Origin of the sequence: Novosphingobium malaysiense, assembly GCF_000802225.1 — a bacterium.
In the GTDB taxonomy this organism is placed as follows: Bacteria; Pseudomonadota; Alphaproteobacteria; order Sphingomonadales; family Sphingomonadaceae; genus Novosphingobium; species Novosphingobium malaysiense.
On record NZ_JTDI01000001.1, the window covers coordinates 158,457 to 184,731 of the forward strand.

The following is a 26,275-nucleotide window of genomic DNA, read 5'->3' on the forward strand; positions in this document are numbered from 1 at the left end:
CGCGGGAGTTCGCGTCAGGCTGCTATCGGTTCTTCGCCTTCAAGCTTCGTGCGATGCATTTCCCTCCCGGAATTAAGCGGATAGGGCGTCGCTCGGTGCAAAGTTCCGGTGTTGTCCCACATGACCATGTCACCGGCCGACCACTTGTGGCTGTAGTGGAACGGTTCGCTGGTCGCCCACTCCCTCAGGCGGTTGAGCAGAAGCGTACTGTCCTTGCGGTCCATCCCCACCACCTGCGTCGCCGTGCACCCGAGCACCAGCGACTTGCGCCCCGACTTGTGCGTCCAGACCAGCGGTAGTTCGATCTCCCCGAAGCTCGCGAACAGGTCGAGCTGCTCCTGGCTCGGCTCCGGCGTGTGGTACAGCAGCGGCGCCCAGTTGGAATGGATCACCCGCAGGTCGGCAAAGCGCTGCTTGTCCTCGTCCGACAGCGCATCGTAGGCCGCGTAGGTATTGCAGAACTCGGTGTCTCCGCCGCTCGGCGGCAGCACCTTGGCGCTGAGCAGCGAGGCCAGGATCGGCTTGGCCTGGATCACGCCGTCGAAGTGCCAGTAGAACGCGCCCTTGAGATATTCGACGCCGGTCGACTTTTCCGGGTCGAGCGAGACGGTGAAGACTTCCTCCCCGGTGCGCTCGCGCGCGGTGGAGCCGAGCGTGCGCGTGAAGGCGACCTGCTCCTCGTCGGTGAAAGCGATCCCCGGGAACACGATCACCCCGCGCTGTTCCAGCAGGTCGCGGATTTCAGCGGAGTAGCGGCCGGTCAGCAACTCTTCCTTGCTGTTCAGCACTTCGCTGGCGATGTTCGGCTTGATGTCGCGGGTCTTGAGGCCCGCTTCGGTCACGGTTGCCATGTGCAATTCCTCTCTTGTGGTACGTCGGTTCGCCAGCGGCCTCAGGCCGCGCCCCGCACGTACTTGTCGATTTCGCGATGGAACTTGACCACCAGCCCCTCCTCGGAGCCGACAGTGGCGTATTTCAGCCGCGTGTTGCGCACGCCCAGCTGCGTGCGCGGCATCGCTTCGTAGTCCTGCTGCAGCACCAGGAAATATTCGTAACTGCCCGGAGGATCGACTTCGAGGAGCGGCGTGCGCGCCTGCTCGCGCATTGTCTCCGGCACCCATGCCAGGCGCACGACTTCCCAGACGCACTTGTTGGGATCGCCGCTGGGGTGCGGCGTCGAAACGATCATCGTGCCCTCGCCCACCCGGACCGAGAAGAAGAAGTTGGGAAACAGCAGCCAGCCATAGTGGTAGGTCATCTGCTCGTCGCTGAGCCCGCTCACGTCGAGCCCCTTGCGCGTGAACTGCTCCCGCGTGGCGCGTTCGAGCAGGGTGTGGACGGTGACGCCTTCGGGGAAGACGATCTCGCCCGCCTCGTTGCGGACCGAATCCACCATTTCCTCGAACAGCGGCATGATCTCCGCCGCCCCGTGATAGGTGGCGGGCAGCTTGTCCTTGAGAGCGGCCACCGACTGTTCAGGCGAAAGCCCGCGCACGTCCGCCGCCTCGAACGGCGAGACGCTCAGGTGATGATCGCCGAAGTAGTTGAATTCGCTCTTCTTCGCGTCGAGCTGGATGACATCGGCCATCTGCGGGTGGACGCCCTGAATGTGATAGCCTTCCTGGAAGGCATCGACCACGATCTTCCAGTTGCATTCCAGCTCCTCGCGCACGTTCATGCCCACGGGAACCATCTCGTCGACATGGTAGGGCGCAAGGCACTCCATCACGTCCTGCCCGATGTATTCGGCCAGCGGCCTGGCGTCGGGATCGGGGTTGATGAAGATGAAGCCCGCCCAGGTATCGACCGAAACCGGCAAAAGCCCCAGACCGTCCTTGTCGACCTCTCCGACCAGATCCTGGCGGGCGATACCGCGCAGCTTGCCGGTGAGTTCGAAGGACCAGTTGTGGAACGGGCAGTGCAGCACCGGGCTGTTGCCCTTGCCGCCCACGCACAGCTTGTTGCCGCGGTGGGTGCAGGCGTTGACGAATCCACGCAGGACGCCGTCCTTGCCGCGAATGATGATGTAGGACTGGTCGAAGATCTTGTGCTCCTTCCAGTCGCCCGGCTTGGGAAGTTCATCGGCCCGGCCGGCATATTGCCAGACCTTCATCCAGATGTTCTCGCGCTCGCTTTCCTGGAATTCGGGCGAATAGTATCGGTCGGTCGAAACCCGCATCAGGGCTTCGTCATAAGTCCGGTCGCCATATCGGAAGCTCTGTTCCTTGCGCTTTTCGTCGATGTATTCCCAATTGGGTGACGTTGCCATCAGCCTCTCCAAACTGCGCGCGACTCTGGCGAACACGTCCGCAGGCCTGCGGGCCAGCGCCAAGTCGATCATGCTTGTTCCAATGCGATGGAAATACTCGAAAGGGGCGGCTCAGCGCCATTCGAAACGCCATGCGCCATCGAGTTTGCGTCACGAAAACGCAAGTTGATCAGGAAACTGCAAGTACGCCGTCAGTTCGCAGTGGCAGCATGGTCCGCCAGCGCCTTGCGGCGGTACTGAGAGGGCGATTGCCCGGTCATGCGCCGAAACATGTTGGAAAAATGACCGGGGCTCGAAAAGCCGAGCCGTTCGGCAATCGCCGCGCAGTTCAACGCACCGGTGGCGAGCATCTCGCTTGCCGTCGCGATGCGCTGACGGGCGATGTATTTCTGGATTTGCCAGCCGGTCGAAACCTTGAACGCGCGGGCCAGATGCCCCTCGCTCACGCCGCACATCTCGGCCAGTTCGCCAAGCGAGGGATAGCCGGTCTCTGGCGCGGCCTTGATCCGCTCCTCTATGCGCAGCAGTTGCCAGGGCGCGAGCGCGAGAACGATGCCCTGTCGGCCCGCCTTGCGTTCGACATGCGCGATCACCCGGGCAATTTCGACAAGCATGACGTTCGTCAGGCTTTCGATGAGGAACTCATGCGCAGGGCCGGGATGATCGAGCTCCGCATGCAGTTCCTGCATCAGGATTTCGAGCCGCTTGTTGCGCAAAAGCGCCAGCGCGGCAGTTTGGCGGGAGAGCCGTTCAGCCGAAAGGCCGGTGCGCGCCTCGACGAAATCCGGATCGAAGAAGCAGGTCAGAACCCGCAGCGGTTTGCCGATGGGTTCGAGCGGCACGGTACTGCCCGCAGGCAGGAAACCGACAGCATGCACGCGCGGCAGCAAGTCGAACGCGGACATGTTGCCCAGCCGCAAGGGCGAATGATCGCGCGACAGGCGCTGGAACAGTGCGTGGGTCGGATGCGCCGGACTGGTGTCGGTAACGCTCCAGGTTATCGTCGCCAGTTCCACCCTGACGTGGGGCAGGACCAATTCCTTTTCGAGCTCGTGCCGCATGGCTGCCTGTCCTGCCTCGCATTCTCCCATAGACGCCGACGTTCCGGCCGGCCGTACCCTCAGCGCTTCAGCAGCGAGCGCATCGTCCTGACCATCTTCTGCGTATAGGGCGGTTCCATCGCCATGAGGTCGATCCTCGCCGGACGCGCGACCGAACGCGCGTTGGAGAAGGTCTTGAACCCCGCAAAACCACCATAGCGCCCCATGCCGCTGTGGCCAACGCCTCCGAACGGCAGGTCCTGCGTCAGCGCATGGAGCAGAACGTCGTCGAACGTCACGCCACCCGACCAGGTGTTGCGCAGCATGAAGTCCTGCTCGTCGCGCGTACCGCCGAAAAAGTAGAGCGCCAGCGGCCGCTCGCCCGCGCGGATCTGCTGCGCAACGTCTTCCAGCGTGTCGTAGGGGACGATCGGAAGGACAGGACCGAACATCTCCTGCTGCATCGCCTGGCTGTCCATCGGCGGATCGACCAGCAGGACGAACGGGAACGCCGGGTCATTGGCAAGGTTCACCGTACCTTCGGCGCCGAGCACTTCCACGCCCGCACCGCGTGCCGCAGCATCCTCGACTACGCCGGCAAGGCGCATACGCTGCTTTTCAAGGAAGACGTACGAAACGTCCGGGTTGTTCGCGTAATCGGGGAAGTACTGCGCAAACTTGTCCTTCACCGCCGCCACGAAGCGGTCGAGCTGGCTCCGGTGCACGCGTACATAGTCGAGCCCGATGCAGGCCTGCCCGGCGTTCGCCAGCTTGACCGAAACGATCTTGCCCGCCAGCTTCTCCACGTCCGCACCGGGCGCGAGGACGACCGGCCCCTTCCCGCCCAGCTCCAGCGTTACCGGGGTGAGATTGTCCGCCGCCGCGCGCATCACGTGCTTGGCGACAGGCGCGCCGCCAGTGAAGATCAGGTGATCGAAGGGCATCGCGGAGAAGGCGCTGGCGACTTCCACGCCGCCTTCGACCACGGCGACTTCCTCGGGATCGAAGACCTGTGCGGTGATCTCGGCCATCAGGGCGGAGGTATGCGGGGTCAGTTCCGAAGGTTTGATCAGCGCGCGGTTGCCCGCTGCCAGAACGCCCGCGAGAGGCGCATAGCCGAGCGCGAAAGGCAGGTTCCACGGCGCCATGACGCCCACCACGCCAAGCGGCTGATAGAACACCTGCGCCTTGGCGCCGAGCACGTTGAACGGAAAATCGGCCTTGCGCTTTTCCGGCTGCATCCACTTCCCGACGTGCTTGAGCGCGTACTTGAGGTGGTTGACCGGATAGAGCAGGTCAGCCGCGATCGTGGTCAGTTCGGGGCGCTTGCCGAAATCCTCGGCAGTCGCCTCGATGATCCGTTGCTGGTTGGCGATCGTGACATCCAGAGCGCGCGCGATCCGGTCCTTGCGCGTGGCAAGGCTCGGATAGGGCTCGCGCTCGACGGCGGCCCGCTGGCCGGCGAAAAGCGCGTCCAGCGAGGCCGCCCCGGTCACGAGATGACCCTGCCGCCGTTCACGCCGATGGTCTGGCCGGTGACGTAGCCGGTCTTCTCCGAAGCAAGCCAGACGGCGGCATTGGCAATGTCCTCGGCCTCGCCTAGACGACGCACCGGCATCATCGCCGCGGCCTGTTCGGGCGTCATCGGCATGAGGTGCTTGGTCTCCTCGTACATCACGGTGCCCGCAATCGAGGCGGGCGGGATGTTATTGACGGTGATGCCGAGCGGCCCGAGTTCGAGCGCGAGCGTCTTGGTGAACGAGATCAGCCCGCCCTTCGATGAGGAATAGTGCGCCATGCGCGCTGTGCCCGACTGGGCGCTCGACGAGGAGATGTTGATGATGCGGCCCCAGTTCGCCGCCTTCATGTCCGGCAGCACGGTCTGGGTGACAATGAAAGGCCCGCGCAGGTTGATCGCCATCGTGCGGTCCCAGACCTCGTCGGTCAGTTCCTCGAACGGGATCCAGCCTGCAACGCCGGCATTGTTGACGAGCACGGTGACCGGACCGAACGCGTCGCGCAGCTTCGCGACGGCCGCCTCGACCTGCATGCGGTCGGAAACGTCGGCCGCCAGCGCGACCGCCTTGCCACCCTTCGCGGCAATTTCGTCGACCACCTTCTGGGCAGCTTCGAGTTTCAGGTCGAGCACGCCGACGGCCATGCCCTCGTCCGCGAACTGGCGGCAGATTTCCGCACCGATGCCGGCAGCCGCGCCGGTAACCAAAGCTACTTTCTGAGTCATTGCTTCTCTCCTCGCCGCCGGCCGGTGCCCGCGAACGTTTGGTGTCAGTTGATTGCGCGCGCTCAGGGCGCGTCGATGAAGACTTCGCCGTCCTTCACTTCGACCGGAAAGGTCGCGATCGCCTCGACGCAGGGGAAATGCGTAGGCTCGCCGGTGCGCACGCTGAACATGCCGCCGTGCATCGGACATTCGATCTGGTCGCCTTCGAGATAGCCGTCGGAGAGCATGGCCACGGCGTGGCTGCACACGTTCGACGTGGCGAAGAACTCGCCGTCGACATTGTAGACGACAACCGGTGGCAGATCGGGGCTCTCAATCCCCAGCATCTCACCCGGCGGCAATTCGACGACTTTGCAGACTTTTACTAAGGTCATGGCATCCCGTTTGTTTTTCGCAGTTCGTTGTTACGGAAGGCGCCGCGCGATCACGCCGTGTCCTCCAGAATGAGTTGAGCGGCCCGCCAGCCGATCACCATCGTGGCCGCGTTGGTGTTGCCGGAAACGAGCGTGGGCATCACCGAGGCATCGACGACGCGCAGCCCCTCCACCCCGCGCACCCGCAGACGCGGATCGAGCACGGCGTCCTCGTCCGAGCCCATCCGGCAGGTGCCGGCGGCATGGAACACGGAACTGCCGGTGCGCTTGATCACCGCCATCAGTTCGTCGTCGGACTGGGCATCGGGGCCCGGCACGTCCTCGGACGCGATGAAGCTCGCCAGCGGCTCGGTCCGCACCAGATCGCGGATGTAACGCACCGTTGCCAGAGCGACGCGGCGGTCTTCCTCCTCGGTCAGGTAATTCGCCTGGATTTCGGGCTGCTCGGCCGGGTCGGCACTGCGGATCATCACGCTGCCCCGGCTCTCGGGCCGCATCTGGAAACCGTGGATCTGGATGCCGTGCCACTTGTCGAAAGCGAACTTGGCATCGTCCCCCTGCTCCAGCGAGATCGGCGCGTAGACGATCTGCGCATCGGGCCGGTCGAGGTCGGGCCGCGTGCGGATGAAGCCGGCCACTTCGTGCGAGCTGCAGGCCATCAGCCCCTTCTTGGTGAAGACGTACTTGAGCACGTGCTTGAGCAGGCGCAGTCCGCCGAATTCGAAGTTGTCGCTCATCGGCTGGTTGAGACGGCACTGGACGATACCCATCCAGTGTTCGCGCAGGTTCCGGCCGACCCCGGGGACCGCCGCCACGACCGGCAGGCCGAGGCCCTGCAGATGCGCCGGATCGCCGATCCCCGAAAGTTGCAGGAGCTGCGGCGACTGGATCGAACCGGCCGAAAGGATCACTTCCCGTCCGGCGCGAAATTCCACCGCAGCGCCCTTCTCGCGCCCGGCAACTCCAACGGCGCGAGTACCTTCGAACAGCACCTTCTCGACGAATACGCCCGTCTTCACGGTCAGGTTGGGCCGGCCCATCGCCGGGTGCAGGAAAGCGCTGGCGGCGCTCACGCGCACGCCGTCGCGGATCGTGCACATGGTATAGCCGATGCCGTCCTGCTCCAGCCCGTTGACGTCCTCGCGGCGCGGGAGCCCCTTGGCGACCCCGGCTTCGATCACCGCCTCATTGAGCGGCGTCTCCGTCGGGAAACGCGAGATCTTCAGCAGTCCACCCACGCCCCGCACGCCGTCATCGCCGAGCGGGTTGTCTTCCATCTCCCGGTAGCATTCGCCGATGGTCGACCAGCCCCAGCCGGTCGCGCCCTGTGCTTCCCAGCTGTCGTAATCCTGCGGCTGGCCGCGCACGTAGAGCGTGCCATTGACCGAGCTCGACCCGCCAAGGGTCATGCCTTTGGGCCAGTTCTCCGCCCGGATCGAACCGTCCTGCGCGGCCTCCGTCCGGAAATGCCGGGCGTGCGAGGTGTTCTGCAGCAACGCCCCGAAGCCCTTGGGCATGCGGATCAGGAACGACTTGTCCGCCGGCCCCGCCTCCAGCAGGAGCACCTTGTGCTTGCCGGAGCGCGTCAGGCGGTCCGCCAGCACGCATCCCGCCGAACCGGCGCCGACGATGATGTAGTCGTAGGTTTGCAAGATCGCTCTCCGCCTGTCGCGCCGGTCAGAACGGATAGACGATGTACTGCGGCAGGACCGTCGTGTCGTAGAGCGCCTTCTTCGAGACGAAGCGCGCTTCCTCGCCGACGATCTCAACCACGTCCTCGTAGACGCCCGCCGCCAGGATCTGCGTGCGGTTCGGATCGAATGTATATTCGATCGAGAAGTGGCTGCGAACCTTCCAGAGGTCGCCGTCCCTCTCGCACAAAACGCGCTGGACGAAATGGCGCGTGCGGTAGTCCTGGAACGTACCCACCCAGATCTTGGTGATGAAGGTGATGCGATCCTCGATGCGGGCCCGGCAATCGTCGAACATCAGCGCGATCGGCCAGCCGTTCGCTTCGTTCTCCGCCGACCGGCAGATGTACGTGGCATCCTCGCGCTGGCTGAAGCAGTCCGCCCAGCCCGCGATGTCCTTGCCGTCGAGCGCGGTGATATAGCGGTTCTGGAGCGCATCCACCTTGGCGAGGACGTCGATATCGGTTGCAACCATGGTGCTCACTGGGCCTCTCCTTCGATGGGAAAGCCCATGATCTGGCGATAGTCGTGCCAGCGTGGGATATTGGGCGTTTCGTCGTTCTGATAGAACTCGGTCGGGATCGTCTTCAGGTCCTTGAGGCCCTTCTGCATGATCGCGGTGCCGCGGGCGTTCGAGGCGATCTGGATGCGCGCGAAGATCGCGGCGTCTTCCATGCTGATCATCCCGCAAGGGCCGAGCAGGTTCGACGCCTGCCGCACGCGGTGCTTCTCGAGTTCCTCGCTGTCGGTGTTCTTGGCGAAATAGGCGTAGTGGATCTCGGTGCAGTCCACCGAGCGGGCCACGCAGAAGCGCACCGAGAACACGTCGAGGTGCTTGACCATGATCGTCGCCGGGAAAATGCCGGTGACATAGGAATCCCAGGCGGAATCCTTGAACTCGATCAGCGAGGGGTCCTTGAGCGTCCCGCCCGAAGCCTGACCGGGGCTCAGCTCCGAAGCGACGCCCGCCGTGAACGGGGTGTAAAACTGCTTGCCCTTGCCGGCCTGCCAGCCGAGCAGCCGGAAGCCGGTGTGGAGCAGCGGCGCGTGATAGCCGTCGTTGTCCATCACGACCTTCCAGTTGCAGGCGTAACGGACCTTCTGATAGCCGAGCAGCTTGAGCCCGCCTTCATGGCCGAGCGTCTTCTCGATGTTCTCGCGGCCGACATCCAGATAGGCGTCGATGTCCGGCGGATTGTCGTCGAGGCAGACCAGGATCAGGCCGGCGACGATCTCCATGTTGACCTGCTTGAGGCCGTATTCGCTCTTCTTGAACTTGGGCGAGAAGTCTTCCGAACCGGGGCAGCCGAGAAGGCTGCCGTCGTTCTTGAAAGTCCAGCGGTGGTAGGGGCAGACGAAGCCCTTGGAATGGCCGCAGGTCGCCGTCTCCACCTGGTTCTGACGGTGGCTGCAGGCGTTGATGAACACGCGCACCTGCCCGTCGTCGCCGCGCGCAATCAGCAGCGGCACGCGGCCGAGGTCGAACGTCTTGAAGTCGCCCGGATTGGGGATCTCGGCCTCATGGCCGACGGTGTGCCAATAGGGACCGTAGAAAATCGTTTCCAGCTCGGCCTCGAAGATGTCGGGCCGGACGAAGACCTCGGCCGGCACGTCGCCGACATCAGCGGGCCAGACAAGAGCCGGCGTGGGCGCCTTGCTCGCGTAGTTCATTGGTTTACCTCTCCTCTCGTCCCATGGGCCTGCCGGCCGTCAGGGCACAAATCCCAGGACTTCACCGATGCGGATGCCTCTCCGCCCGGTCTCGACGATTTCGCCAGTGACGTGCCCCGCTTCGTGCGAGGCCAGGAACGCGATGACACCTGCCTGTTCGGCAGCCGTCGCGCGCTCTGCGATGAGTTCCTCGTTCTGCACGAGCTTGACGAACTGCCCCCACCATTCGCGCTCCTGCTCGTCGAACGGGCGGCTTTCGCGAGGCGTCTTGCGCTCCGGCGCGGCGGTGCCGCCGGGGCTGAGACAATTCACCCGGATGTTCAGCGGCGCGAGTTCGACTGCCAGGCACTCGGTAAGCGCAACCACCGCGCCTTTGCAGGCCGAATAGGGGATGCGGTAGATCCCGCCCGCCGCCGCATTCGAGCCGACATTGACAATCGCACCGCCGCCGCTGGCCCGCATCGGTTCGATGACCGCGCGGCTGCACCAAAGGGCCGGCCAGAAAGAACGGTCGACTTCCGCCCGGATTTCCTCTTCCGAGTAATGCCAGTAGGGCTTGGCCCAGATCGTTCCGCCGACGTTGTTAACCAGCACGTCGAGCCGGCCGAAATTATCGGTCGCCGCAGTCATTGCCGCGCGGGCACCTTCCATGGTGCCCAGATCCCCCACGGCAGCGACGGCGCGGGCGCCCTCGGCCTCGATCGCCGCGACGGCCTCGGCGGCAGGGCCGGCCGCAAGATCGGCGACGACCACGCTCGCGCCTTCGCGCGCCAGGCGTAGCGCCGCCTCGTAGCCGATACCCTGGGCGGCACCGGTCACGACCGCGACCTTGTCTTCGAACCGACGGCGGAGAGACGTGGCGTTCATGAAGTGCGGCGCCCCTTGCGCCGGGGCTTGTCCTCGGCCGCTGCCGCCTGGTCGGGGCCGACCATTCCGACTTTCTCGAAATACTGCGCCCATTCGTCGATCGAGGCGGAAATGTGCTGCTCGACCAGAGTGGCGGCGAGATCGCCGTCCCGGGCAAGGACGGCATCGACGATCGCCGTATGCTCGGCATGCGGATCGCGTCCCCGAGAGGCTGAACGGGCGACCTCGAGGAAGAGATGCCGATAGCGCTCGTACTGCTGGTACGCCATCGACAGGAAGTAACGCAGCCACTCCGAAGGCGATGCAGAGATGAGCGCAAGGTGGAAGGCGCGGTGGCGCTCTTCCCAGAGTTCCAGGACCTCCGGATTTTCGGGGTCGTTGGCGAACGCCGTCGTCGTCTTGCCGAGAAGGTGGAAGGCAGTCACGACCCCGGCTTCCCAATCTTCGTCGCCACATTCCACGGCCTGCCGGATAGCTTCCTTTTCCAGCAGTACCCGGATGCGGTTGAGGTCCAGCAGTTCCTGCGGCGAAATGCTCCTCACGCGGAAACCGCGCTGTCCTTCGGCCACGACTAGCCGATCGGCCATGAGCATCGTCAGCGCCTCGCGAAGAGTGCCGCTGCTCACATCGTAGTCGTGCTTGAGATGTTCGACGCGCAGCTTTTCATGCGGGGTCAATCGCCCCCGGATGATGTCGTTCTTCAGTTCGTTGTAGGTTCTGGCAATCAGTGTGCCGTCCCTCGCATTCCCGGTCATCAGCCCGCGTCCTTTCGACATGGTGTCCTCACAAGAAGAACAGGAGGTTCTTGTTGCGCGAGACACGTTCGTCGAGGTCGACGCGTCGCGCAAGCAGGCGCAGCGCGCCCGCCTCGTCCCGGTGCAGGGTATCTTCTCGCCCGAAGACGACCTGCTCGTGCTCGTAGAGCCTGCGGAACCTGGAGACGATGCCATAGGAGAGGACGCGCAGTTGCCCTTCCTGTTCACCGTGGAATGCCGAAACGTTTGCGACCACGCGGCGTAAACGCTGTAGCGGGTCGAGCATCGTCTGCAGGCCGGATTCGAACTGCCGCACGCGCATGGACAGCACGTCGAAGTTGTCGTCGTAGATGAACAGGGTGCCGCTTTCGGCAGGGCGCCGGTCGCGCCGGAAGCGCTCCTCGTGCACGACCACCTGGTAGCGGACCGCAGGGTCCACCATCGTGTCGAGCCATTCGCGCATGCCATGGCCATCCAGCAAGCGCGCTTCGCTGTACAGGAACTGCTCGACTTCGTGATGAAGCTCGAGACTTACGGGGCGGTCGTTCGACATAGTCCGGTCCTTGATCCGAAAGGCGCTACTTGCGCAGCGTCGCCTGCTTCCAGTTGGCGGTGGTCGCCTCGAGCTCGGTCCAGTCGTCCGAGGAGAGGCAATCGGCGTAGGCGCGGTAGAAGCCGCGCTGGGCCATCTCGCTCATGAACGGACCGATGACGCCCGGAAGCGCCGGGTCCTCGCGCTCCTGCCCCAGCCCCATCTGCAGGTTGAGATCCCCCTGCCGCGTCACGAAGCCCCGGTTGGGCCGGGTCGCGTACTCGAAGTTGTCGAGATCGTCGCCTTCCAGCATGCCTGCCGGGCCGAAGGTCCGGTGCGAGGCGACGGCCAGCCTGCGCTTGAGATCGTCCGGCATCTCCTTTTCGGCGATCGGCCAAGTCATGACCTCGATCTTGTCCGGCCCGAGAGGGTGCCAGACCTTGAACACCATGATCCCGAAAAGATACGAGATGTTGGGAAAAATGCTGGCATCCCAGTTGTTTGTATAGAGACGGGCAATGTCCGGCCCCTTGCTCTGGGCCAGCAGCGCTGCGCGCTTTTCCATCCACGGCGCCAGCTCGGGGCATTCGTGCAGCAAAAGCGCCGGCCCGAAATTGTTGATGATCCCCAGCCCGTGCCCGTAGCGCGACGTCATCTGAAAGCTTTTCTCGTCGCCGATGAACGACGCCTGCGGCGGTACCTCTCCCATCATCGCCGCCAGGACCGGCGCATGCGTCCATCCGACATGATAGGCATCGCCGATGAAGTTTTCCGTCGGCGACTTCCAGTTGGCGTTGAGGATCGTGCGCGACGGCGGCCCCAACAGCTCGACGCCGCCGGGGACGTCGGCCCAGATATCGAAATACCAGGCCGCATCGCCGAGGTAGTCGGGAAGCGAGGGAGCAGCGGCATCCATACAGCCGAAAATGAAGCCGTGGTAGGAATCGACCAGCGGCACCTCGCGCAGGCCCAGCTTGCACTTGTCGAAATCGGGCCCGTAGATCGCCTCTTCGACCGGAACGGCCGACAACCCGCCATCCACGCCGAACGCCCAGCCGTGATAGGAGCAGGACATACCCTTGGAATTGCCCGATTCCGACGGGCAGAGGCGCATGCCGCGATGGGTGCACACGTTCAGGAAAGCCTTGATGGACTTGTCGCGCTGGCGCCAGACGATCACTTCGTCCTCGCCCATCTTGGTGACGACGAAGTCCCCGACATTGGGGATCAGGCTTTCATGCGTGAGGAACAGCCAGCAACGGGCGAAGATGCGCTCGAGTTCGAGCTTGTAGATGTCGGGGTCCCCGAAAATGCGGCGGTTTTGCGTCGCGTTGTCGACGTCGACGAAGTCCCTGATATCAATCATGGGCAAATCTCCGCGAGATGTTCGTCGAGGAAGTCCAGACGGTCGTTGCCCCACCAGAGCTCATCACCGACGATCATGATCGGGGCTCCGAAGACGCCCCTTGCCTGGGCCTTTTCATTGCTTTCGGCATAGCGCTTCGCCGCTTCATCCGAGGCCGTGAAGGCGAGGAAGTCGTCGCCGTTCCAGCCCATCTCGGCAGCGACGGCGCGCAGGACCTCCTCCTTGCCATGGAGCCCGCCTGAGCCGAACGTCGCCCGCCACATCGCAGTGACATAGGCCTCTGCCTGCCCCCTATCGATGGCATAGAAGGTGCCCTTGTTGGCCGGTTCGGAATTGGGGGCGCCTTCCTGCGAGAACGCGAGGGACGTGCCGTAACGCTTTCCCCACCGCTGGAAATCGGCAATCGCATATTTCAGCTTGGAGGGGATGGCCGCGGTCGGCGGTGCGGTGTTGCCCGCGGCCAGTTTTGCCGCGTTGAGATCAATCGGATGGTAGGCGATTTCGCACCCATGCTTGCGCGCGATCTCCGGCAGGCGGTGATGCGCGAAGAACGCATAGGGACTGACAAAGTCGAAATAGAAATCGATCGTCGGCATCGTCCTCTCCTCAGGCCGCCGTCTTGAGTTCGGCAAAGCCCATGCCGGTGATCCACGCCTGCATGGCCTCGTAAGCGATGACGTCCGCCTTCGCGCCGGGCATCGCGCCCATCGCGCAGATCCAGTTCTTGATTTCGAGGCAGCCGTTGCCGCCCTCGGCCTCGACCATCTCGTCGGGCATAGCGATCAGGCCATCGACATCGCCCGCCACGCACATGTCGAGAATTCGCTGGTCGAGTTCGGCATTGACCCGGCCCATGCCGGTGCTGCCGACCCAGTGGCTGATCCCGCCGGTGCCATAAACCACCACCCGTTCGTCACCCTCCCACGATTCGATGGCGCGGCGAATGCTCTGGCCCACCTGGAAGGCGCGGCGGCTGGGCAGCAGGGGATCGACCCCGGCGTTGAGATAGACGGGGATCGTCTTGAGCCCCGGCACGTCGCGCACGGCGAGATGATAGGGAATGGCCACCGAGTGATCGACCGTCAGCGCCTTGGCATAGGCCCAGTCGATACCCTCGCCATAGCCCGTCTTCAGGATGTGGTTGGCCAGCGGCACGTTGTTTTCGATCGGTGATCGTTCGATGCCGAGGAACGGCTCGACCGGGCCTTCGACATCGCCGATCGCGATAAGGTAGGCGGGGATGCAATGCGGCCCGAAGTTGGTGTAGTGATCGTCACCGATCACGATCACCGTGTCCGCGTTCAGATCTTTCACGCGCTGCACGATCGTCTCGAAGGCGTCGAACACCACCTTCGTCTGTGCCCGATCGGCCACGTCGCGGGCCATTGCCAGCATCGGATTGTGCGGCATCAGGAACCCGCCGACTACTTCTGCCATTTCCCATTCCTCTCGAATTCGCATTCCCGGGCCGATCGGATGGCCCTCAGGAACGGCGCGTCAGCGCGGCTGGTTGATCTTGGTGACGTATTCCATCATGTCGCCTTTCCCGGCGACGGCGTTGAACGACATCATCAGCAGCATCGGATTGACGCCCCGGTCAGCGAGCCCGGCAACATCCCAATCGAGCAGCAGCGCCCGCTCCTCGTCGTCGATCCTGAAATTGTTCAGGTAGGCCTCCGGCTCGGCGCGAAACGTCCCGGCATCGGCCGGATTGCTACATGCCTGCCAGAGCAGCTTTTCGATGGCGAAATTGCTCACGTCCGATCTCTCCCGTTTGGCCTCAGGCCGCTTCCGTGGCGCTCAACTGCTTGTCAAGCGCGGCCCAGCCCGAGCCCGAGATGCGCGCACCTTCCATGTATTCATCGGGCACGAAGAGGTAGGGCGGGCGGCAGGGGCCGGCCTTCATCCAGCCGCCGGCATCGATCCGCGCCTTTTCGAGGCCGATGTTGTACTTGTTGAATTCCTCGAAGTTGTTGCCCCCGGGGATCAACGGCCAGACCGTCTTGCCGATCGCATCGGAAAGTTCCGTCGCCGCAGCCCAGTCGCCCGAGGCCTTGGCCGCTACCACCGCGTCGCGCAGGCGCGCGGCAAGCTTGGGTCCGCAGGCCGCTCCGCTCGACCAGAACGCCGTCATCTGTTCAGGCGCCGCCTGGGCTGCACCGAGATAGACCGCCTCGATCGGCATCAGCCGCACGCGCCCTTCGACGGCCGCCAGATCGGCCTGCAGCGCCGGCACCGCGCCATGCTTGGCCATGACGACCTGCGGGATCTTCGACACTTCGGCCCAGAAGCTGGGCGAGAAGGGAAAACGGAATGCGGCGATATTGGCGTAGACGCAGATCGCCATGCCCGGCACGGCTTCTGCCACGTCCTGGAAGAAGCGCACGGCCGTCTTCTCGTCGGCGGCGCACCACATCGGCAGGCCGAGCATGGTGCCGCGCGCGCCTAGATCGTAGGCCTCGCGCGTCTGCTCTATGGTTTCGCGCGTGCCGAGGCTGGTGGTGCCGGTGAAGAAGGGAACGCGCCCCGCCGCGGCCTCAACGGCTGTCGCGACGAACTTGCGCTTTTCGGTGCGGGTCAGCGTGGCGCACTCGCCAAGCGTACCGAGCGAAAGGATGCCGTCTAGTCCGGCGTCGATCATGCCTTCCACGGCCCGCGCGGTCTCTTCGGCATCGACCGTGTCGCTTGCGCGCCAGTCGGAGGCATTGTCCGTGGCAGGCGTGGGCATGATCGCCCATGCGCCATGCACCTCATCGACAGTCATCAGGTTCTTGTTGGCCATCAGGTCCCCTCCTCGGCAATCAGTAGAATCGATCAAAATGGAGCTGGCTTGCCGGCACCTTGGCCTCGAGCATCAGCATGCGGTGAACAGCGTCGGTCATCGGCGGCGGGCCGCAGAAATAGTACTCGTATTGCGCAAAGCCCTCGCCGAGACTCTCGCGCACGAGATCGTGGATGAACCCGCGGTGGCCGGCCCATTCGGCCGCGCCCGAGGCCTCGTCGTCCGAAATTGCGAGGTGCAGTTCCACCCGGTCGCGCAGGGCAGGCTCGGCGCCGAGCATTTCTGCCACGCACATGTCGGTTGGCCCGCGACCGCCGTAGAAGAACATCACCCTGCGGCCGTCAAAGCGGCTGTCGGCGCCCAGGCCCCTGAGGATCGACATGACCGGCGACAGGCCGGAGCCGCCCGCGATGCAGACGATAGGCCGCTCTGTGTCGGTGCGCAGATAGCTGTTGCCGAAAGGCCCGTCGATTTCGATGGCAGTCCCGGCCGCCAGCCCGTCGAAGAGCGCTTCGGTGCCCTGCCCGCCGGGCACCCGCTTTATGATGAAGCGCCACAGGCGTTCCTCGTTCGCGAGGTTGGACATGGAATAGGCGCGCGCGCCATCCACTCCCGGCAAGCGCAGCATGGCGAACTGGCCGGGCAGGAAACGGGCCGCCCCTTGCGAGCGGAACGTGAATTCGCTCATGTCCGGCGTCAGCTGGCGAACATCCTCGAAGATGGCGGTAAGAATCGCAGGGCATACCGGCACGGCATCCGCGCTCAGGCGCACCTTGATCGTACAATCGCCGGTCGGCACCGTTTGGCACGCCAGTCGCCGGCCACGGCCGCGCTGACGATCAGAGATTCCCGGCGCCTGCGGCCAGGCATCATCGACGTCGCCTTCCACCAGTTCGAACTGGCAGGACCCGCAGCCGCCGGAATTGCACTCGTAGGGGAAGGCAACACCGCTCCGCAGGGCCGATGCGAGAACGGTATCGCCCGCGATGCAGCGGAACCCTTCGTCGCTCCCCTGAAGCCTGATGGTATGGGCCGCCCCGCGCTGCACGTTTGCTTCTCTCATCCCTTCCCGACGCCAAATCCCGAAACCGACTGAATCATTTTTCTCGAGATTTTGATTTTTTCTCTTAATCCATCTATAAAATCAGTTGTCAAGCAATTCATCATAGATTTTTGATGGGGTTTTGCGCATGATGGCGGGACGCGGAGTTCGGACTGAAAAATCGGATACGCTCCTGCGGAAGGTGCAATTGCGGCGGTTTGCGGAGGATCGACCGCAGGGAACGAGAGGGTTGGAAGGATGCATTTCAAGGGACTCGATCTGAATCTGCTGGTGGTGCTCGATGCGCTGCTCGAGGAAGTCAGCGTCTCCAAGGCGGCCCAGCGCCTGCACGTTTCGCAGCCGGCCATCAGCGCCGCACTCGCCAAGCTGCGCTGGCACACGGGAGACGAGCTGCTCGAGAAGATCGGGCGCACGGTCAGGCTCACCCCGCGCGCGAAGGAGATGATCAAGCCCCTCAAGGAGATCCTGTTCCAGATCGAGTCGACGGTAAAAGGGCAGTCGGAGATCAATCCGCAGACCCTGAGCCGCGACTTCTCGATTTCCATGACCACCTACTGCGCCCAGATCCTGCTGCCCAGCATGATCGACAGGCTCCAGGCCATCGCCCCCAACGTGACCTGCCAGGTCGAGGACATCGCTTTCGATTCGGTCACACGCATCAAGGGCGGGGCGCTAGACCTGTGCGTGACGTTCCTGCAGACCAAGCTGCTGAACCCGCGCGAGACCCTGGACGAGCTTTCCTACGTCCCGCTTTTCAGCGATCACTGGGTTCTGGTAAGTTCCAAGACGAATCCCAAGGTCAAGCAGGGCATGAACTTCGATGCCTTCCGTGCGCTGCCCTATATCGAGGTCCGGCCGGGTGGCGTACCCAGCCTTGTCGAACGCACGCTTGACCAGCTCACCAATCGCCCTCGCCCCGTCGTGAGCGTGCCGTCGTTCAGTCTTGCGATCCGCAGCGTGATCGACACCGATTGCGTGACGATCGTTCCGTCCCGGATCATCGACAGGCACACCCGCCCCCACCTCAATGTAGTCGACGCTCCCTTTGCAATTCCCGAGATAGACGAATGCCTCGTATGGCATTCACGCAATGACGAGGAACCTGGGCATCGCTGGTTTCGCTCCCTCCTCGTCGACTGCGTGACGGAGATCATCAACGTCGGTGCCTTGGCGGATAGATGCCCCGACAAGGAAGGTGAAAAGACCGCTTCCGAACTCGATACGGAACCCGGTTGACACGAATCCAGCCGGCCCGGCCGTCTTGAGATTTCACGGGCTGGGCACACTGGCCAGTTCAAGCGCGGGTGCAAGGCGCGCGCCGAACGGACGTACGACTTTGCACGACGTGTCAACCGCGTCGGGAACGCTGCGGGCTGCAAAACCGTTGGCTTTCATGAACACATTCGCGTCACGGCGAGAGCTCCCGCAATGCGGCTATGGCCTGCGGGCGTCCTGTTGGGTCCGAACCACCGCGAAAAGAGGTGATAATGAAGGCACGCACCATTTGCTGGCTAGGCGCCGTTGCGCTGCTCGCCGGCTGCAACCAGACCACTCCCGCAAGCGAAGGGGGCAGCGACAAGCAGGTCACGGATTCGGCCACCAGCCCCGCCATGCCTGCCCAGGACTTCATCGACAAGGCGGCCGCCTACGATCTCTATGCCCTTCAGGCGGCGCGGATCGCACGCGACCACGCCCGAAGCGATGAGGTGAAGTTCTATGCGAACAACATGATCGAGGAGCTTGGCAAGGACCAGTCGCGGCTCATGACGGCAGTGGCGGCGGTCGACGGCGGTCTGCTCTACGAACCCAAGCTTGATCCCGACCAGCAAGCGCAGCTCGAAGCCTTGCGCGGTGCGGTCGGCACCGTGGACCAAGCTTACGTGCAGCAGCAGATCTCTGCCGACAAGGAAGCTCTCGCAATGATGCATGCCTATGCCGAGCGCAGCGATGTTGGGGCGCTGAGCGAATATGCCCAGAACACTGCCCAGATGGTTGCCAAGCACCTCATGCAGGCCAAGGATCTGCCAGGCGCTTCCGACACGGACATGCCGAGAGACCGCTGAGGAAGTTGGTCCTTCACCCGGGCCCTCGCAACCGTTGACGACGGCGAAGGTTGGAAAGAGGGACTACCCACTGGATCGGAGCCACCAATGACGGGACGCATCCGCGCGGAAAAACCCCTCGTGCTGATCACTGGGGCGACTGGCAATATCGGATCATCGCTGGTCGCTGCGCTCGGGCAGGACTACGGGGTGATAGGGCTGGACCGTTCGGAGGGAAACGCAGACTTCGAGGTCGTCCCTTTCGACATCACATCGAGCGATGCGGTATCGCAAGCACTGGAAAAGATCGCTCGGGACCATGGACGCAGTATCGCGGCCGTCGTGCATCTCGTTGCCTATTTCGACTGGAGCGGCGAAGCCAGCCCGCTCTACGACAAGGTCAATGTCGAGGGCACCCGCAACCTGCTGGCAGCTCTCGAAGGTTTCGAGGTCGAGCGCTTCATCTATGCCAGTACGATGCTGGTGCACGCACCGGGCAAGCCGGGCGAGCGTATCGATGAGGACAGCCCGCTGGGGCCGCGCTGGGAATATCCGCGCTCCAAGCTGCAGACGGAAAACGTGATCCGCAGCGAAGCCAGCATGCCTTTCACCATCCTACGCCTCGCCGGCGTCTACGACAGGCAGAGCGCCGTTCCGACGCTGACGCAGCAGATCGCGCGAATCTACGAGCGGCAGCTTGAATCGCATCTCTATTCCGGAAACCTCGACGCCGGCCAGTCGATGCTGCACCGCGAGGACATGATCGATGCGGTGACCCGGGCGGTCGATCACCGCGGCGACCTGCCGCCCGATGCCCACATCCTGATCGGCGAGCCCGATGCGATCGGTTACGACGATCTGCAGGACCGGATCGGCGCGCTGATCCACGGCGAGCGTGACTGGGCGACCATGCGCGTTCCCAAGCCCGTGGCCAAGGCGGGGGCGGCGATGCAGGAAAAGCTCGAGCCGGTCATTCCGGACGAGATCGACAAGGGCGAGCCGCCCTTCATTCGCCCCTTCATGGTCGAGATGGCCGACGATCACTACGCCCTCGACGTATCCCGCGCACGCGATTGGCTGGGCTGGCAGCCGCGCCATTCACTCGGCGAGGAACTGCCGGGGATGATCGACGACCTCAAGGCCGATCCAGCCGCATGGTACGCCCGCAACAAGGTCCCGGCACCCGACTGGGTTGCGACCGACAAGGTCCAGGACACGCCGCCCGAGAGCTTGCGCGCCGACGTGCAGGATTCGCGCATTGCGCAGCACCGGCGATCGCGCTGGGCGCATTTCCTGACCATGGCTCTGGCGTTCTGGCTGATTACCCAGCCGCCGCTGATCGGCATCGACCAGCCCGGCTACGCGTGGAGCGAGGTGATCCTCGGCGCGGCGCTGCTGATCACGGCCACGCTCTCTCTCAGCTGGAAGCTCGCCTGGGCACGGTGGCTCTCGGCAGGCATCGGCGCGCTGGTCATGGCGCTACCGGTCCTGTTCGTCACGCCCAATGGCGCTGCCTACCTTTCCGACACGCTGACCGGCGGGCTGATCTTCGGGCTCGCCGTCGGTGTCCTGCCGGAAGTCGGCCCCCGCATCGCCGCTCGCGAGCCTGCGCCGCAAATACCCGCGGGATGGAGCTTCAATCCCTCCGCCTGGGTGCAGCGCCTGCCAGTGATCGCGCTCGCGCTGGCGGGGCTGATGTTCTCCCGCTACCTCGCCGCCTACCAGATGGGCCATGTCGACAGCGTCTGGGAGCCGTTCTTCGCAGGCAGCGCCGCCGACCCGCGCAACGGAACCGAGGAAATCATCACCTCGAGCGTCTCGGAAGCGTGGCCCGTGCCCGATGCCGCAGTCGGCGCCTATACCTACATGCTGGAGATCCTCACCGGCATCGTCGGCTCGCGCGCGCGCTGGCGCACCATGCCGTGGCTGGTGATCGCCTTCGGCCTGATGATCGTGCCGTTGGGTATCGTCTCTATCGGCTTCATCGTCATCCAGCCCATCGTCATCGGCACGTGGAGCACGCTGGCGCTGATCGGCGCTGCCGCGATGCTGATCCAGATACCCTATTCGCTCGACGAACTCGCGGCCAGCCTGTCCTACCTGGCGCGCCGCAAGCGGCAGGGCGACAGCGTGCTCGGCACGCTTCTGTTCGGGGGCCCCGACGAAGGCACGCGCATGACCGAGCCGTATCACGAATTCGAGCGCTCCCCGCGGGCGATCCTGCACGACATGTGGACGGGGGCCGTGAACCTGCCCTGGACCCTCTGGCTGGCGCTGGCGATAGGCATCTCGTTCCTGTTCACCCGGCTCACACTGGACGCTTCTGGCGGGATGGCCGATGCGGACCATCTGCTCGGCTCGCTGGTCGTGACCACGCTTGCCGTCGCTGCTGCCGAAGTGACCCGCGTGGCACGCTTTGTCCTGATACCGCTGGGCCTTGGCATTGCGATCGCGCCCTGGATTTACCAGGCGAACACCGCGCACGTGATCGTCAGCGTGGTCGCCGGACTGGCACTGGCGGCGCTCAGCTTCAAGCGCGGGGCAATTACCGAGCGGTATGGCACGCTGCAGGCCTGGATCCGCTGAGCCGGACCATCTCCGCAAGAGCAAGCAAGGAGCCTGCGCTGCCTGACCTGACCACTCTGTCTCTTCCGATGCTCGGCCTCATCTTTGCCGCAGCCGCCGCGCTGGTCTGGTGGGCGGGGACCAAGATCGCCGCCTATGCAGACGAGATCGCGGACCGCACCGGGCTGGGCCAGGCGGCCATCGGGGTCATCCTGCTCGGCGCCGCAACCTCGCTTCCCGAAATCGCGACGACCACGGTCGCAACTCTGAACGACAATGCCCGAATGGCGGTGAATAACCTGCTGGGCGGCGTGGCGTTCCAGATCCTCGTGCTGGCGCTTGTCGACCTTTTCGTGAGGCGCGGCGCGCTGACGGTGATGGTCCCCAGCCCCAGGGTCATGCTCAATGCAGGCATCTCGATCATCCTGCTGCTGATCGCGGCCATCGGGGTGATGGTGGGCGATGTGCCGATACCCTATCTGGGGGCGGGACTGTTTTCGCTAGCGCTCGGCGTGGTTTATGTGTTCGCCGTCTGGCAGCTCAACAAGGAAGGCGCGACATCGGGCTGGGAACCGACCGAAATCTTCGTCGAGCCGGTGGAAGAGGTGGAGGCGGACCGGATGCCTGCTACCCGGCTGGCTCTCGCCACGCTCGCCGCATCGCTGGCCATCCTCGTCGGCGGAACTGCCCTCACCTTGAGCGCGGAAGGCATCGCTGCCCGAACCGGCCTCGATACCGGGCTCATGGGCCTCACGTTGCTTGCCATGGCGACATCCCTGCCCGAACTCAGCACGTCGATCGCCGCCGTCCGCCTTGGCCGCGCCGAACTGGCCATCGGCGACGTGCTGGGCGGAAACATGTTTGATGTGGCACTGATCCTGCTGGTCGATGTGCTCTACCGACAGGGATCGGCCCTGCACGAGGTCGACCGCGCGTCCATGACCATGGCGCTGAGCGGCACGTTGATGACGGCGATATTCCTGATCGGGCTGATCGAACGCCGCAACCGCTCGTTGATGCGGATCGGATACGACAGCCTGGCCGTGATCGTGGTCTATGTCGCGACCATCACCGCCGTTGCCATGGCCCTGTGAAGCTAGCTACGGCTCCATGCGCCGCGCATTAACAAGCTGTAGAGCGGTTTGGTCGCGTGTCCTCGCAGCCCCAGACGAACGAGAGCGGCGGTCTCCTTCTCGTCGGGTCTATATTTCAGACCATCGAGCGCAAGCCTGACCAATGCGCGCTTCGACGAGCCGGCCTTCTTGAGCACGCCAAGGCCGCGCAATGCGGTACGTTCGGGCTCCGTGAAGTCGCTGCCGAAGGGAAAGTCGGGAAAGAATCCATCGGCACGCGCGTCTGCCAATAGAGCTTCCAGCCGCTCCGGCCGGTTGTGCTGCCAGAGGCCCTCCTCGATGTCCGCGACCTTGCCGGCCTTCCCGGCCTTCTCGGCAAGTTCACCGGCAAATCGGGCATCGGCGATCGCAACCATGCGGCGGATGCAGGCGGCATCGCTCGCGCCCTTTAGCCGGGCCACGCCGTATTCGGTAATCACGACATCGCGCATGTGCCGCGGTATTGTGGTGCGGTCGAGTTGCCAGACCACGTTCGATTCCACCGCATCGTCCTTCGTGCGCGTGGCGTTGAGCATCAGGATCGAGTTCGCGCCCCTCAGCGCGATCGCCTGGTCGACAAAATCGTGCTGTCCGCCGACGCCACTGACCACACGGCCATCGCCCAGCGTGTCCGATTGCACAGCGCCCAGCACATCGGCCTTCATCGCGTTGTTCAGGAAGCGGGCATGCACGCGGTCGGCGCGCTTTTGCGCCTCGTCGCCATAGAGCGCGTTGGTGAAGGAGACGGCGGTCATGTCGAAGTCGGCGCGCTGCTCTTTCGGCATCGCTTTCAGGCGGTCGTAGAAGCCGCGCGAACCGACGAAGAATGCTGCGTGCAGCACCGGCCCTGCTTGTGAACGCCGCTTGAGGATGCCCGCCTCGTAGAGTTCGAGAAAGCCGTCCACGAACATCTCGCTCGCACCGTACAGGCCCACTTCGAACGGCGCGGTTTCGCGCGGCTCGTCGGTCAGCGAGGCCAGCAGGCTGCGGAACAGGGCATTGTGCTTCTGCCTCAGGATCAGGGCGTACGTCACGGCATCGCCAAGCGATCCGATGCCGATCTGCAGCGTGCCGCCGTCCTTGACGAGACTGGCTGCGTGGAGACCCGCAACGTATTCCGCCGTCGCAACCGGACGGCGCGGGGCGGCGAAGACCGGGAATTCCACCGAGGGGTCGTCCAGCACGGCATCGAAGCGGCTCGCATCGATCTCGGCCGTGCCGGGCATGAACGGCAGATCGCGGTTGACCTGCGCTACGAACAGGAACGGTGTGCCCTTGGCACGACCGGCTTCCAGCTCGGGCAGGATATCCAGCGTTACATCGGGATTGGACGCAAGGCTGTAGCGCGGCGTCGGGCCGCTTTCGTCCACCGCCACAAGCTGCGCCAGAATGTTGATCGGGCGGGCAAGGATCACGTCGCGCGCCGCCGCGCTGTAGTTCACGCTGACATAGGCTTGCTGGACTTGCGGCGTGGATAGCCAGACGCCCGAATTGAGGAAGAATTCGGTGACATGGACATTGTCCGGCAGGCGCTTGGCGCGCAAGTCGCGGGCATAGTCGAGTTCGATATAGCCCGCGAAATGCCGGTCCGCGAACGGCTCCAGAAACCGCGCCTCCAGATCCGATGAGGCATGCGGCCGTTCCAGCGTCAGCGCGGTGAAGATGTCGAGGTCGATGGTCCTGTCCTCGCGCGCCATGGCGTAGAGGGCATTGGCGATATGGGTGGCCTTGCCGATGCCCAGCGGCAGCGCCATGCGCAGGTCATGGCCCAGTTCGCCAACGATCCACCGCGCCAGATCGTCGGGATCGGCAAAGCGGCGTGTCAATCGTGCGCCCTCTGCCACCAGCGGCTCGGCGTAAAGCGCGGGCCGTGGACCAGCACCAGCTTCTCCATGGTCGCGGCGACATCCGCATAGCCGCGCTCCTTCGCATAGTGCATGGGCCCGCCACGGAACGGCGCAAAGCCGGTGCCGAAGATCATGGCTGCATCGGCGCTGTCCGCATCGGGCACGACACCGGCTTCCAGTGTAGAGGCGACGGCATCGAGCATGGGCAGGAGCATCCGGTCACGCATGGCCTTGTCGGGCGCCTGTTTGACCTTGTCCTTCTTCGGCTTGTTGTCGGAATCGTAGTCGTACAGACCCTTGCCCGTCTTGCGGCCAAGCTGCCCGGCCTGGACTTTCTCGCGCAGCCATTGCGGCACCGGCGGCATGGGCCGCTCGAGGCTCTCTGCCAGCGAATCCGCGACGGCCAGGCAGATATCGAGACCGACCTGATCGGCCAGTTCCACCGGGCCTACCGGCATTCCGAAGGCTTCGGCGGCGGCATCGATGCGTTCGGGTTGCTCGCCCTCGTCGATCATCAGCAGCGCCTCGCCGAGGTAGGGCATCAGCGCACGGTTGACGAGGAAGCCGGGCGCGGCCTTCACCGGCAGCGGCAGCTTGCCGATATCGGCGACGAAGCGCAGTGCCTTGGAATAGACCTCTTCGTCCACGCCGTCATGGCGCACCACCTCGACGAGATCGAGCTTCGACACCGGATTGAAGAAGTGGATGCCCACGAAACGGTCGGGCTTGGCGAGCCCTTCGAACAGCGCCGCCAGATCGAGGCTGGAGGTGTTGGTGGCGATGATGGTGTCGGCGCGCACTTCCTTTTCCAGCCGCGCATAGATCGAGCGCTTGAGCTCCGGCTTCTCCGGCGCCGCCTCGATCACCAGATCGGCATGGCGGAGGCCAACGCCGTTGGTGTCGGGAATGAAGCGGTCGCGCGCGTGCAGCGCCTCGGGGCCATGCAGCTTGCGGTTGATCAGCTTGTGCGCACCCGCCACGGCCCGCCCGAGCGAGGCGACCTGCGGGTCCTCAATGGTCACGCGCATACCCTTCAGCGCGCACCATGCGCCGATCTCTGCGCCCATGGTGCCGGCACCGACGACATGGACGTGGGCGATGCCCGACTTGCCCTTGCCGTTCCCCTTGAGCTTTTCGCGCAGGAAGAAGGCGCGGATGAGGTTCTGCGTCACCGGCAGCGGCAGAAGCTGCGCGAAGGACTGGCGCTCGGCCTTCAGCATGTCCGCTTCCGAACCGCCGTGTTTCTCCCACAAGTCGATCAGCGCCTGCGGGGCCGGATAGTGCTCGGCCGGCGCGCGCTTCTCGGTTTCGTTCCGCATCTGGTAGGCAGCTGCCTTGCGCGCCGGATAGAGATTGAGCGCATCGCCCGTGCGCCCGCCGCCGCGCCGCTCCATGCGGCCGGCAACCGCTTCGTCGACCGCCTTGCCGACGTCGCGTTCGGGCACCACGGCATCGACGAAACCGAGCGAGCGGCCCTTGCGGGCATCGACGGTCTTGCCGGTGAGCATCAGCGTCATCGCCTCGATGGGCTGAATCCGATGGGTGAGACGCGCCGTACCGCCCAGACCGGGGTGGAGGCCGACGAGCACTTCGGGAAAACCGAACTTCGCATCGTCGCGCGCAACGATCCGGTCGCAGGCAAGCGCCAGTTCCAGTCCGCCGCCGACGCAGGTGCCGTGCACGACGGCAATCGTCGTGGCCTTGAGCGCGGCGATGCGGTCGATAACGGCATTCGCTTCGGCGATCCGGGCATCGAGTTCGGCGCTCGGCTCAACGCCGCGGAACTGCGAAAGATCCGCCCCCGCTGCAAAGCCGCTGTACTTGGCGGAGCGGAAGACTATCGCCTTCCAGTTCTCCTGCTCGGCATGCGCCAGCAGCGCATTGAGTTCGCGGAAGACCTCCTCGTTGAAGGTATTGGTGGAGACCTCCTGCCGATCCAGCACCAGCCACAGCCGGTCGCCATCCTCATGACGGATCCAGTGCCGCCCGCGTTCGCCGTCGATGCCGGTCATCGGCTCGGGGCCGAGAAATTCCTGTACGGTTTTCATCGTCATATC

25 protein-coding genes are annotated in these 26,275 nt (G+C 64.3%); 4 read left to right on the top strand and 21 right to left on the bottom strand.

Annotated elements, in window-relative coordinates; all coding sequences use genetic code 11:
* Positions 1-14: 14 nt before the first annotated feature.
* From LK12_RS00605 to LK12_RS00690, 18 genes are all read right to left on the bottom strand, one after another.
* Complete coding sequence (locus LK12_RS00605; protein WP_052223054.1) at positions 15-851, bottom strand: TauD/TfdA dioxygenase family protein; 837 nt, start codon at positions 849-851, stop codon at positions 15-17.
* A gap of 41 nt (positions 852-892) precedes the next feature.
* The gene (locus LK12_RS00610; RefSeq protein WP_039279972.1) at positions 893-2,269 is read right to left on the bottom strand and encodes an aromatic ring-hydroxylating oxygenase subunit alpha; all 1,377 of its coding nucleotides are present in this window, start codon (positions 2,267-2,269) and stop codon (positions 893-895) included.
* Positions 2,270-2,460: 191 nt separating this feature from the next.
* Positions 2,461-3,330 carry a helix-turn-helix transcriptional regulator gene (locus tag LK12_RS00615; RefSeq protein ID WP_039278116.1) on the bottom strand — a complete coding sequence of 290 codons (870 nt, stop codon included), beginning with the start codon at positions 3,328-3,330 and terminating at the stop codon, positions 2,461-2,463.
* 59 nt (positions 3,331-3,389) lie between these two features.
* Positions 3,390-4,805 carry an aldehyde dehydrogenase family protein gene (locus tag LK12_RS00620; RefSeq protein WP_039278118.1) on the bottom strand — a complete coding sequence of 472 codons (1,416 nt, stop codon included), beginning with the start codon at positions 4,803-4,805 and terminating at the stop codon, positions 3,390-3,392.
* Positions 4,802-5,551 carry an SDR family NAD(P)-dependent oxidoreductase gene (locus LK12_RS00625; protein WP_039278121.1) on the bottom strand — a complete coding sequence of 250 codons (750 nt, stop codon included), beginning with the start codon at positions 5,549-5,551 and terminating at the stop codon, positions 4,802-4,804. The genes LK12_RS00620 and LK12_RS00625 overlap by 4 nt, the downstream gene beginning before the upstream one ends.
* Before the next feature lie 62 nt (positions 5,552-5,613).
* A complete protein-coding gene (locus tag LK12_RS00630) occupies positions 5,614-5,925 on the bottom strand; it encodes a non-heme iron oxygenase ferredoxin subunit (RefSeq protein ID WP_039278123.1) in 312 nt (103 codons plus the stop codon).
* A 50-nt stretch (positions 5,926-5,975) separates the two neighbouring features.
* Positions 5,976-7,577 (bottom strand): GMC family oxidoreductase, encoded by a 1,602-nt coding sequence (locus tag LK12_RS00635; RefSeq protein ID WP_039278124.1) that lies wholly within the window; start codon positions 7,575-7,577, stop codon positions 5,976-5,978.
* 25 nt (positions 7,578-7,602) lie between these two features.
* The gene (locus LK12_RS00640) at positions 7,603-8,091 is read right to left on the bottom strand and encodes an aromatic-ring-hydroxylating dioxygenase subunit beta (RefSeq protein ID WP_039279974.1); all 489 of its coding nucleotides are present in this window, start codon (positions 8,089-8,091) and stop codon (positions 7,603-7,605) included.
* A 5-nt stretch (positions 8,092-8,096) separates the two neighbouring features.
* Positions 8,097-9,287 carry an aromatic ring-hydroxylating oxygenase subunit alpha gene (locus LK12_RS00645; RefSeq protein WP_039278126.1) on the bottom strand — a complete coding sequence of 397 codons (1,191 nt, stop codon included), beginning with the start codon at positions 9,285-9,287 and terminating at the stop codon, positions 8,097-8,099.
* Positions 9,288-9,326: 39 nt separating this feature from the next.
* Positions 9,327-10,154: an SDR family NAD(P)-dependent oxidoreductase gene (locus LK12_RS00650; protein ID WP_039278129.1), complete on the bottom strand. Its 828-nt coding sequence runs from the start codon at positions 10,152-10,154 to the stop codon at positions 9,327-9,329.
* Entirely contained in the window at positions 10,151-10,909 is a 759-nt protein-coding gene (locus LK12_RS00655) for an FCD domain-containing protein (protein WP_197063422.1), read from the bottom strand. Before LK12_RS00655 ends, LK12_RS00650 begins: the two co-directional genes overlap by 4 nt.
* A 28-nt stretch (positions 10,910-10,937) precedes the next feature.
* Positions 10,938-11,462: an aromatic-ring-hydroxylating dioxygenase subunit beta gene (locus LK12_RS00660; protein WP_039278130.1), complete on the bottom strand. Its 525-nt coding sequence runs from the start codon at positions 11,460-11,462 to the stop codon at positions 10,938-10,940.
* A gap of 25 nt (positions 11,463-11,487) precedes the next feature.
* A complete protein-coding gene (locus LK12_RS00665) occupies positions 11,488-12,807 on the bottom strand; it encodes an aromatic ring-hydroxylating oxygenase subunit alpha (protein ID WP_039278132.1) in 1,320 nt (439 codons plus the stop codon).
* On the bottom strand, positions 12,804-13,403 hold the full coding sequence (locus LK12_RS00670; protein ID WP_039278134.1) for a 2-hydroxychromene-2-carboxylate isomerase: 600 nt from the start codon (positions 13,401-13,403) through the stop codon (positions 12,804-12,806). The genes LK12_RS00665 and LK12_RS00670 overlap by 4 nt, the downstream gene beginning before the upstream one ends.
* Before the next feature lie 10 nt (positions 13,404-13,413).
* On the bottom strand, positions 13,414-14,244 hold the full coding sequence (locus LK12_RS00675; RefSeq protein ID WP_039278136.1) for a DODA-type extradiol aromatic ring-opening family dioxygenase: 831 nt from the start codon (positions 14,242-14,244) through the stop codon (positions 13,414-13,416).
* A 60-nt stretch (positions 14,245-14,304) separates the two neighbouring features.
* On the bottom strand, positions 14,305-14,565 hold the full coding sequence (locus tag LK12_RS00680) for a hypothetical protein (protein WP_039278138.1): 261 nt from the start codon (positions 14,563-14,565) through the stop codon (positions 14,305-14,307).
* A 22-nt stretch (positions 14,566-14,587) separates the two neighbouring features.
* Entirely contained in the window at positions 14,588-15,589 is a 1,002-nt protein-coding gene (locus tag LK12_RS00685) for a dihydrodipicolinate synthase family protein (protein ID WP_039278140.1), read from the bottom strand.
* 19 nt (positions 15,590-15,608) lie between these two features.
* A complete protein-coding gene (locus LK12_RS00690) occupies positions 15,609-16,652 on the bottom strand; it encodes a 2Fe-2S iron-sulfur cluster-binding protein (RefSeq protein ID WP_039278143.1) in 1,044 nt (347 codons plus the stop codon).
* A gap of 237 nt (positions 16,653-16,889) precedes the next feature.
* Between LK12_RS00690 and LK12_RS00695 the strand changes: the two genes are divergently transcribed.
* Entirely contained in the window at positions 16,890-17,888 is a 999-nt protein-coding gene (locus LK12_RS00695; protein WP_052223055.1) for a LysR family transcriptional regulator, read from the top strand.
* A gap of 33 nt (positions 17,889-17,921) precedes the next feature.
* On the opposite strand, the gene LK12_RS25255 is transcribed toward LK12_RS00695, so the two are convergent.
* A complete protein-coding gene (locus LK12_RS25255; RefSeq protein ID WP_269430622.1) occupies positions 17,922-18,047 on the bottom strand; it encodes a hypothetical protein in 126 nt (41 codons plus the stop codon).
* A gap of 92 nt (positions 18,048-18,139) precedes the next feature.
* Between LK12_RS25255 and LK12_RS00700 the strand changes: the two genes are divergently transcribed.
* The 3 genes from LK12_RS00700 to LK12_RS00710 all read left to right on the top strand — a co-directional run bounded on the left by LK12_RS00700 (position 18,140) and on the right by LK12_RS00710 (position 22,353).
* On the top strand, positions 18,140-18,715 hold the full coding sequence (locus tag LK12_RS00700; RefSeq protein ID WP_039278146.1) for a DUF4142 domain-containing protein: 576 nt from the start codon (positions 18,140-18,142) through the stop codon (positions 18,713-18,715).
* Between the two features lie 87 nt (positions 18,716-18,802).
* Positions 18,803-21,280 carry an NAD-dependent epimerase/dehydratase family protein gene (locus LK12_RS00705; RefSeq protein ID WP_039278148.1) on the top strand — a complete coding sequence of 826 codons (2,478 nt, stop codon included), beginning with the start codon at positions 18,803-18,805 and terminating at the stop codon, positions 21,278-21,280.
* Between the two features lie 68 nt (positions 21,281-21,348).
* Complete coding sequence (locus LK12_RS00710) at positions 21,349-22,353, top strand: sodium:calcium antiporter (RefSeq protein WP_039278151.1); 1,005 nt, start codon at positions 21,349-21,351, stop codon at positions 22,351-22,353.
* A 2-nt stretch (positions 22,354-22,355) separates the two neighbouring features.
* Here LK12_RS00710 and LK12_RS00715 read toward each other — a convergent pair whose 3' ends face one another.
* Complete coding sequence (locus LK12_RS00715; protein ID WP_039278154.1) at positions 22,356-24,197, bottom strand: acetyl-CoA hydrolase/transferase C-terminal domain-containing protein; 1,842 nt, start codon at positions 24,195-24,197, stop codon at positions 22,356-22,358.
* Positions 24,194-26,266, bottom strand: coding sequence for a 3-hydroxyacyl-CoA dehydrogenase NAD-binding domain-containing protein (locus LK12_RS00720; protein WP_197063423.1), 2,073 nt, complete (start codon positions 26,264-26,266; stop codon positions 24,194-24,196). Before LK12_RS00720 ends, LK12_RS00715 begins: the two co-directional genes overlap by 4 nt.
* Positions 26,267-26,275 lie beyond the last annotated feature (9 nt).

Excerpts from the sequence above, each read along its gene's own strand:
- LK12_RS00605 (WP_052223054.1), bottom strand. The coding sequence starts at position 851 with ATGGCAACCGTGACCGAAGCGGGCCTCAAGACCCGCGACATCAAGCCG.
- LK12_RS00610 (WP_039279972.1), bottom strand. The coding sequence starts at position 2,269 with ATGGCAACGTCACCCAATTGGGAATACATCGACGAAAAGCGCAAGGAA.
- LK12_RS00615 (WP_039278116.1), bottom strand. The coding sequence starts at position 3,330 with ATGCGGCACGAGCTCGAAAAGGAATTGGTCCTGCCCCACGTCAGGGTG.
- LK12_RS00625 (WP_039278121.1), bottom strand. The coding sequence starts at position 5,551 with ATGACTCAGAAAGTAGCTTTGGTTACCGGCGCGGCTGCCGGCATCGGT.
- LK12_RS00630 (WP_039278123.1), bottom strand. The coding sequence starts at position 5,925 with ATGACCTTAGTAAAAGTCTGCAAAGTCGTCGAATTGCCGCCGGGTGAG.
- LK12_RS00640 (WP_039279974.1), bottom strand. The coding sequence starts at position 8,091 with ATGGTTGCAACCGATATCGACGTCCTCGCCAAGGTGGATGCGCTCCAG.
- LK12_RS00645 (WP_039278126.1), bottom strand. The coding sequence starts at position 9,287 with ATGAACTACGCGAGCAAGGCGCCCACGCCGGCTCTTGTCTGGCCCGCT.
- LK12_RS00650 (WP_039278129.1), bottom strand. The coding sequence starts at position 10,154 with ATGAACGCCACGTCTCTCCGCCGTCGGTTCGAAGACAAGGTCGCGGTC.
- LK12_RS00655 (WP_197063422.1), bottom strand. The coding sequence starts at position 10,909 with ATGACCGGGAATGCGAGGGACGGCACACTGATTGCCAGAACCTACAAC.
- LK12_RS00660 (WP_039278130.1), bottom strand. The coding sequence starts at position 11,462 with ATGTCGAACGACCGCCCCGTAAGTCTCGAGCTTCATCACGAAGTCGAG.
- LK12_RS00665 (WP_039278132.1), bottom strand. The coding sequence starts at position 12,807 with ATGATTGATATCAGGGACTTCGTCGACGTCGACAACGCGACGCAAAAC.
- LK12_RS00670 (WP_039278134.1), bottom strand. The coding sequence starts at position 13,403 with ATGCCGACGATCGATTTCTATTTCGACTTTGTCAGTCCCTATGCGTTC.
- LK12_RS00675 (WP_039278136.1), bottom strand. The coding sequence starts at position 14,244 with ATGGCAGAAGTAGTCGGCGGGTTCCTGATGCCGCACAATCCGATGCTG.
- LK12_RS00685 (WP_039278140.1), bottom strand. The coding sequence starts at position 15,589 with ATGGCCAACAAGAACCTGATGACTGTCGATGAGGTGCATGGCGCATGG.
- LK12_RS00690 (WP_039278143.1), bottom strand. The coding sequence starts at position 16,652 with ATGAGAGAAGCAAACGTGCAGCGCGGGGCGGCCCATACCATCAGGCTT.
- LK12_RS00695 (WP_052223055.1), top strand. The coding sequence starts at position 16,890 with ATGCATTTCAAGGGACTCGATCTGAATCTGCTGGTGGTGCTCGATGCG.
- LK12_RS25255 (WP_269430622.1), bottom strand. The coding sequence starts at position 18,047 with ATGAAAGCCAACGGTTTTGCAGCCCGCAGCGTTCCCGACGCGGTTGAC.
- LK12_RS00700 (WP_039278146.1), top strand. The coding sequence starts at position 18,140 with ATGAAGGCACGCACCATTTGCTGGCTAGGCGCCGTTGCGCTGCTCGCC.
- LK12_RS00705 (WP_039278148.1), top strand. The coding sequence starts at position 18,803 with ATGACGGGACGCATCCGCGCGGAAAAACCCCTCGTGCTGATCACTGGG.
- LK12_RS00710 (WP_039278151.1), top strand. The coding sequence starts at position 21,349 with ATGCTCGGCCTCATCTTTGCCGCAGCCGCCGCGCTGGTCTGGTGGGCG.
- LK12_RS00720 (WP_197063423.1), bottom strand. The coding sequence starts at position 26,266 with ATGAAAACCGTACAGGAATTTCTCGGCCCCGAGCCGATGACCGGCATC.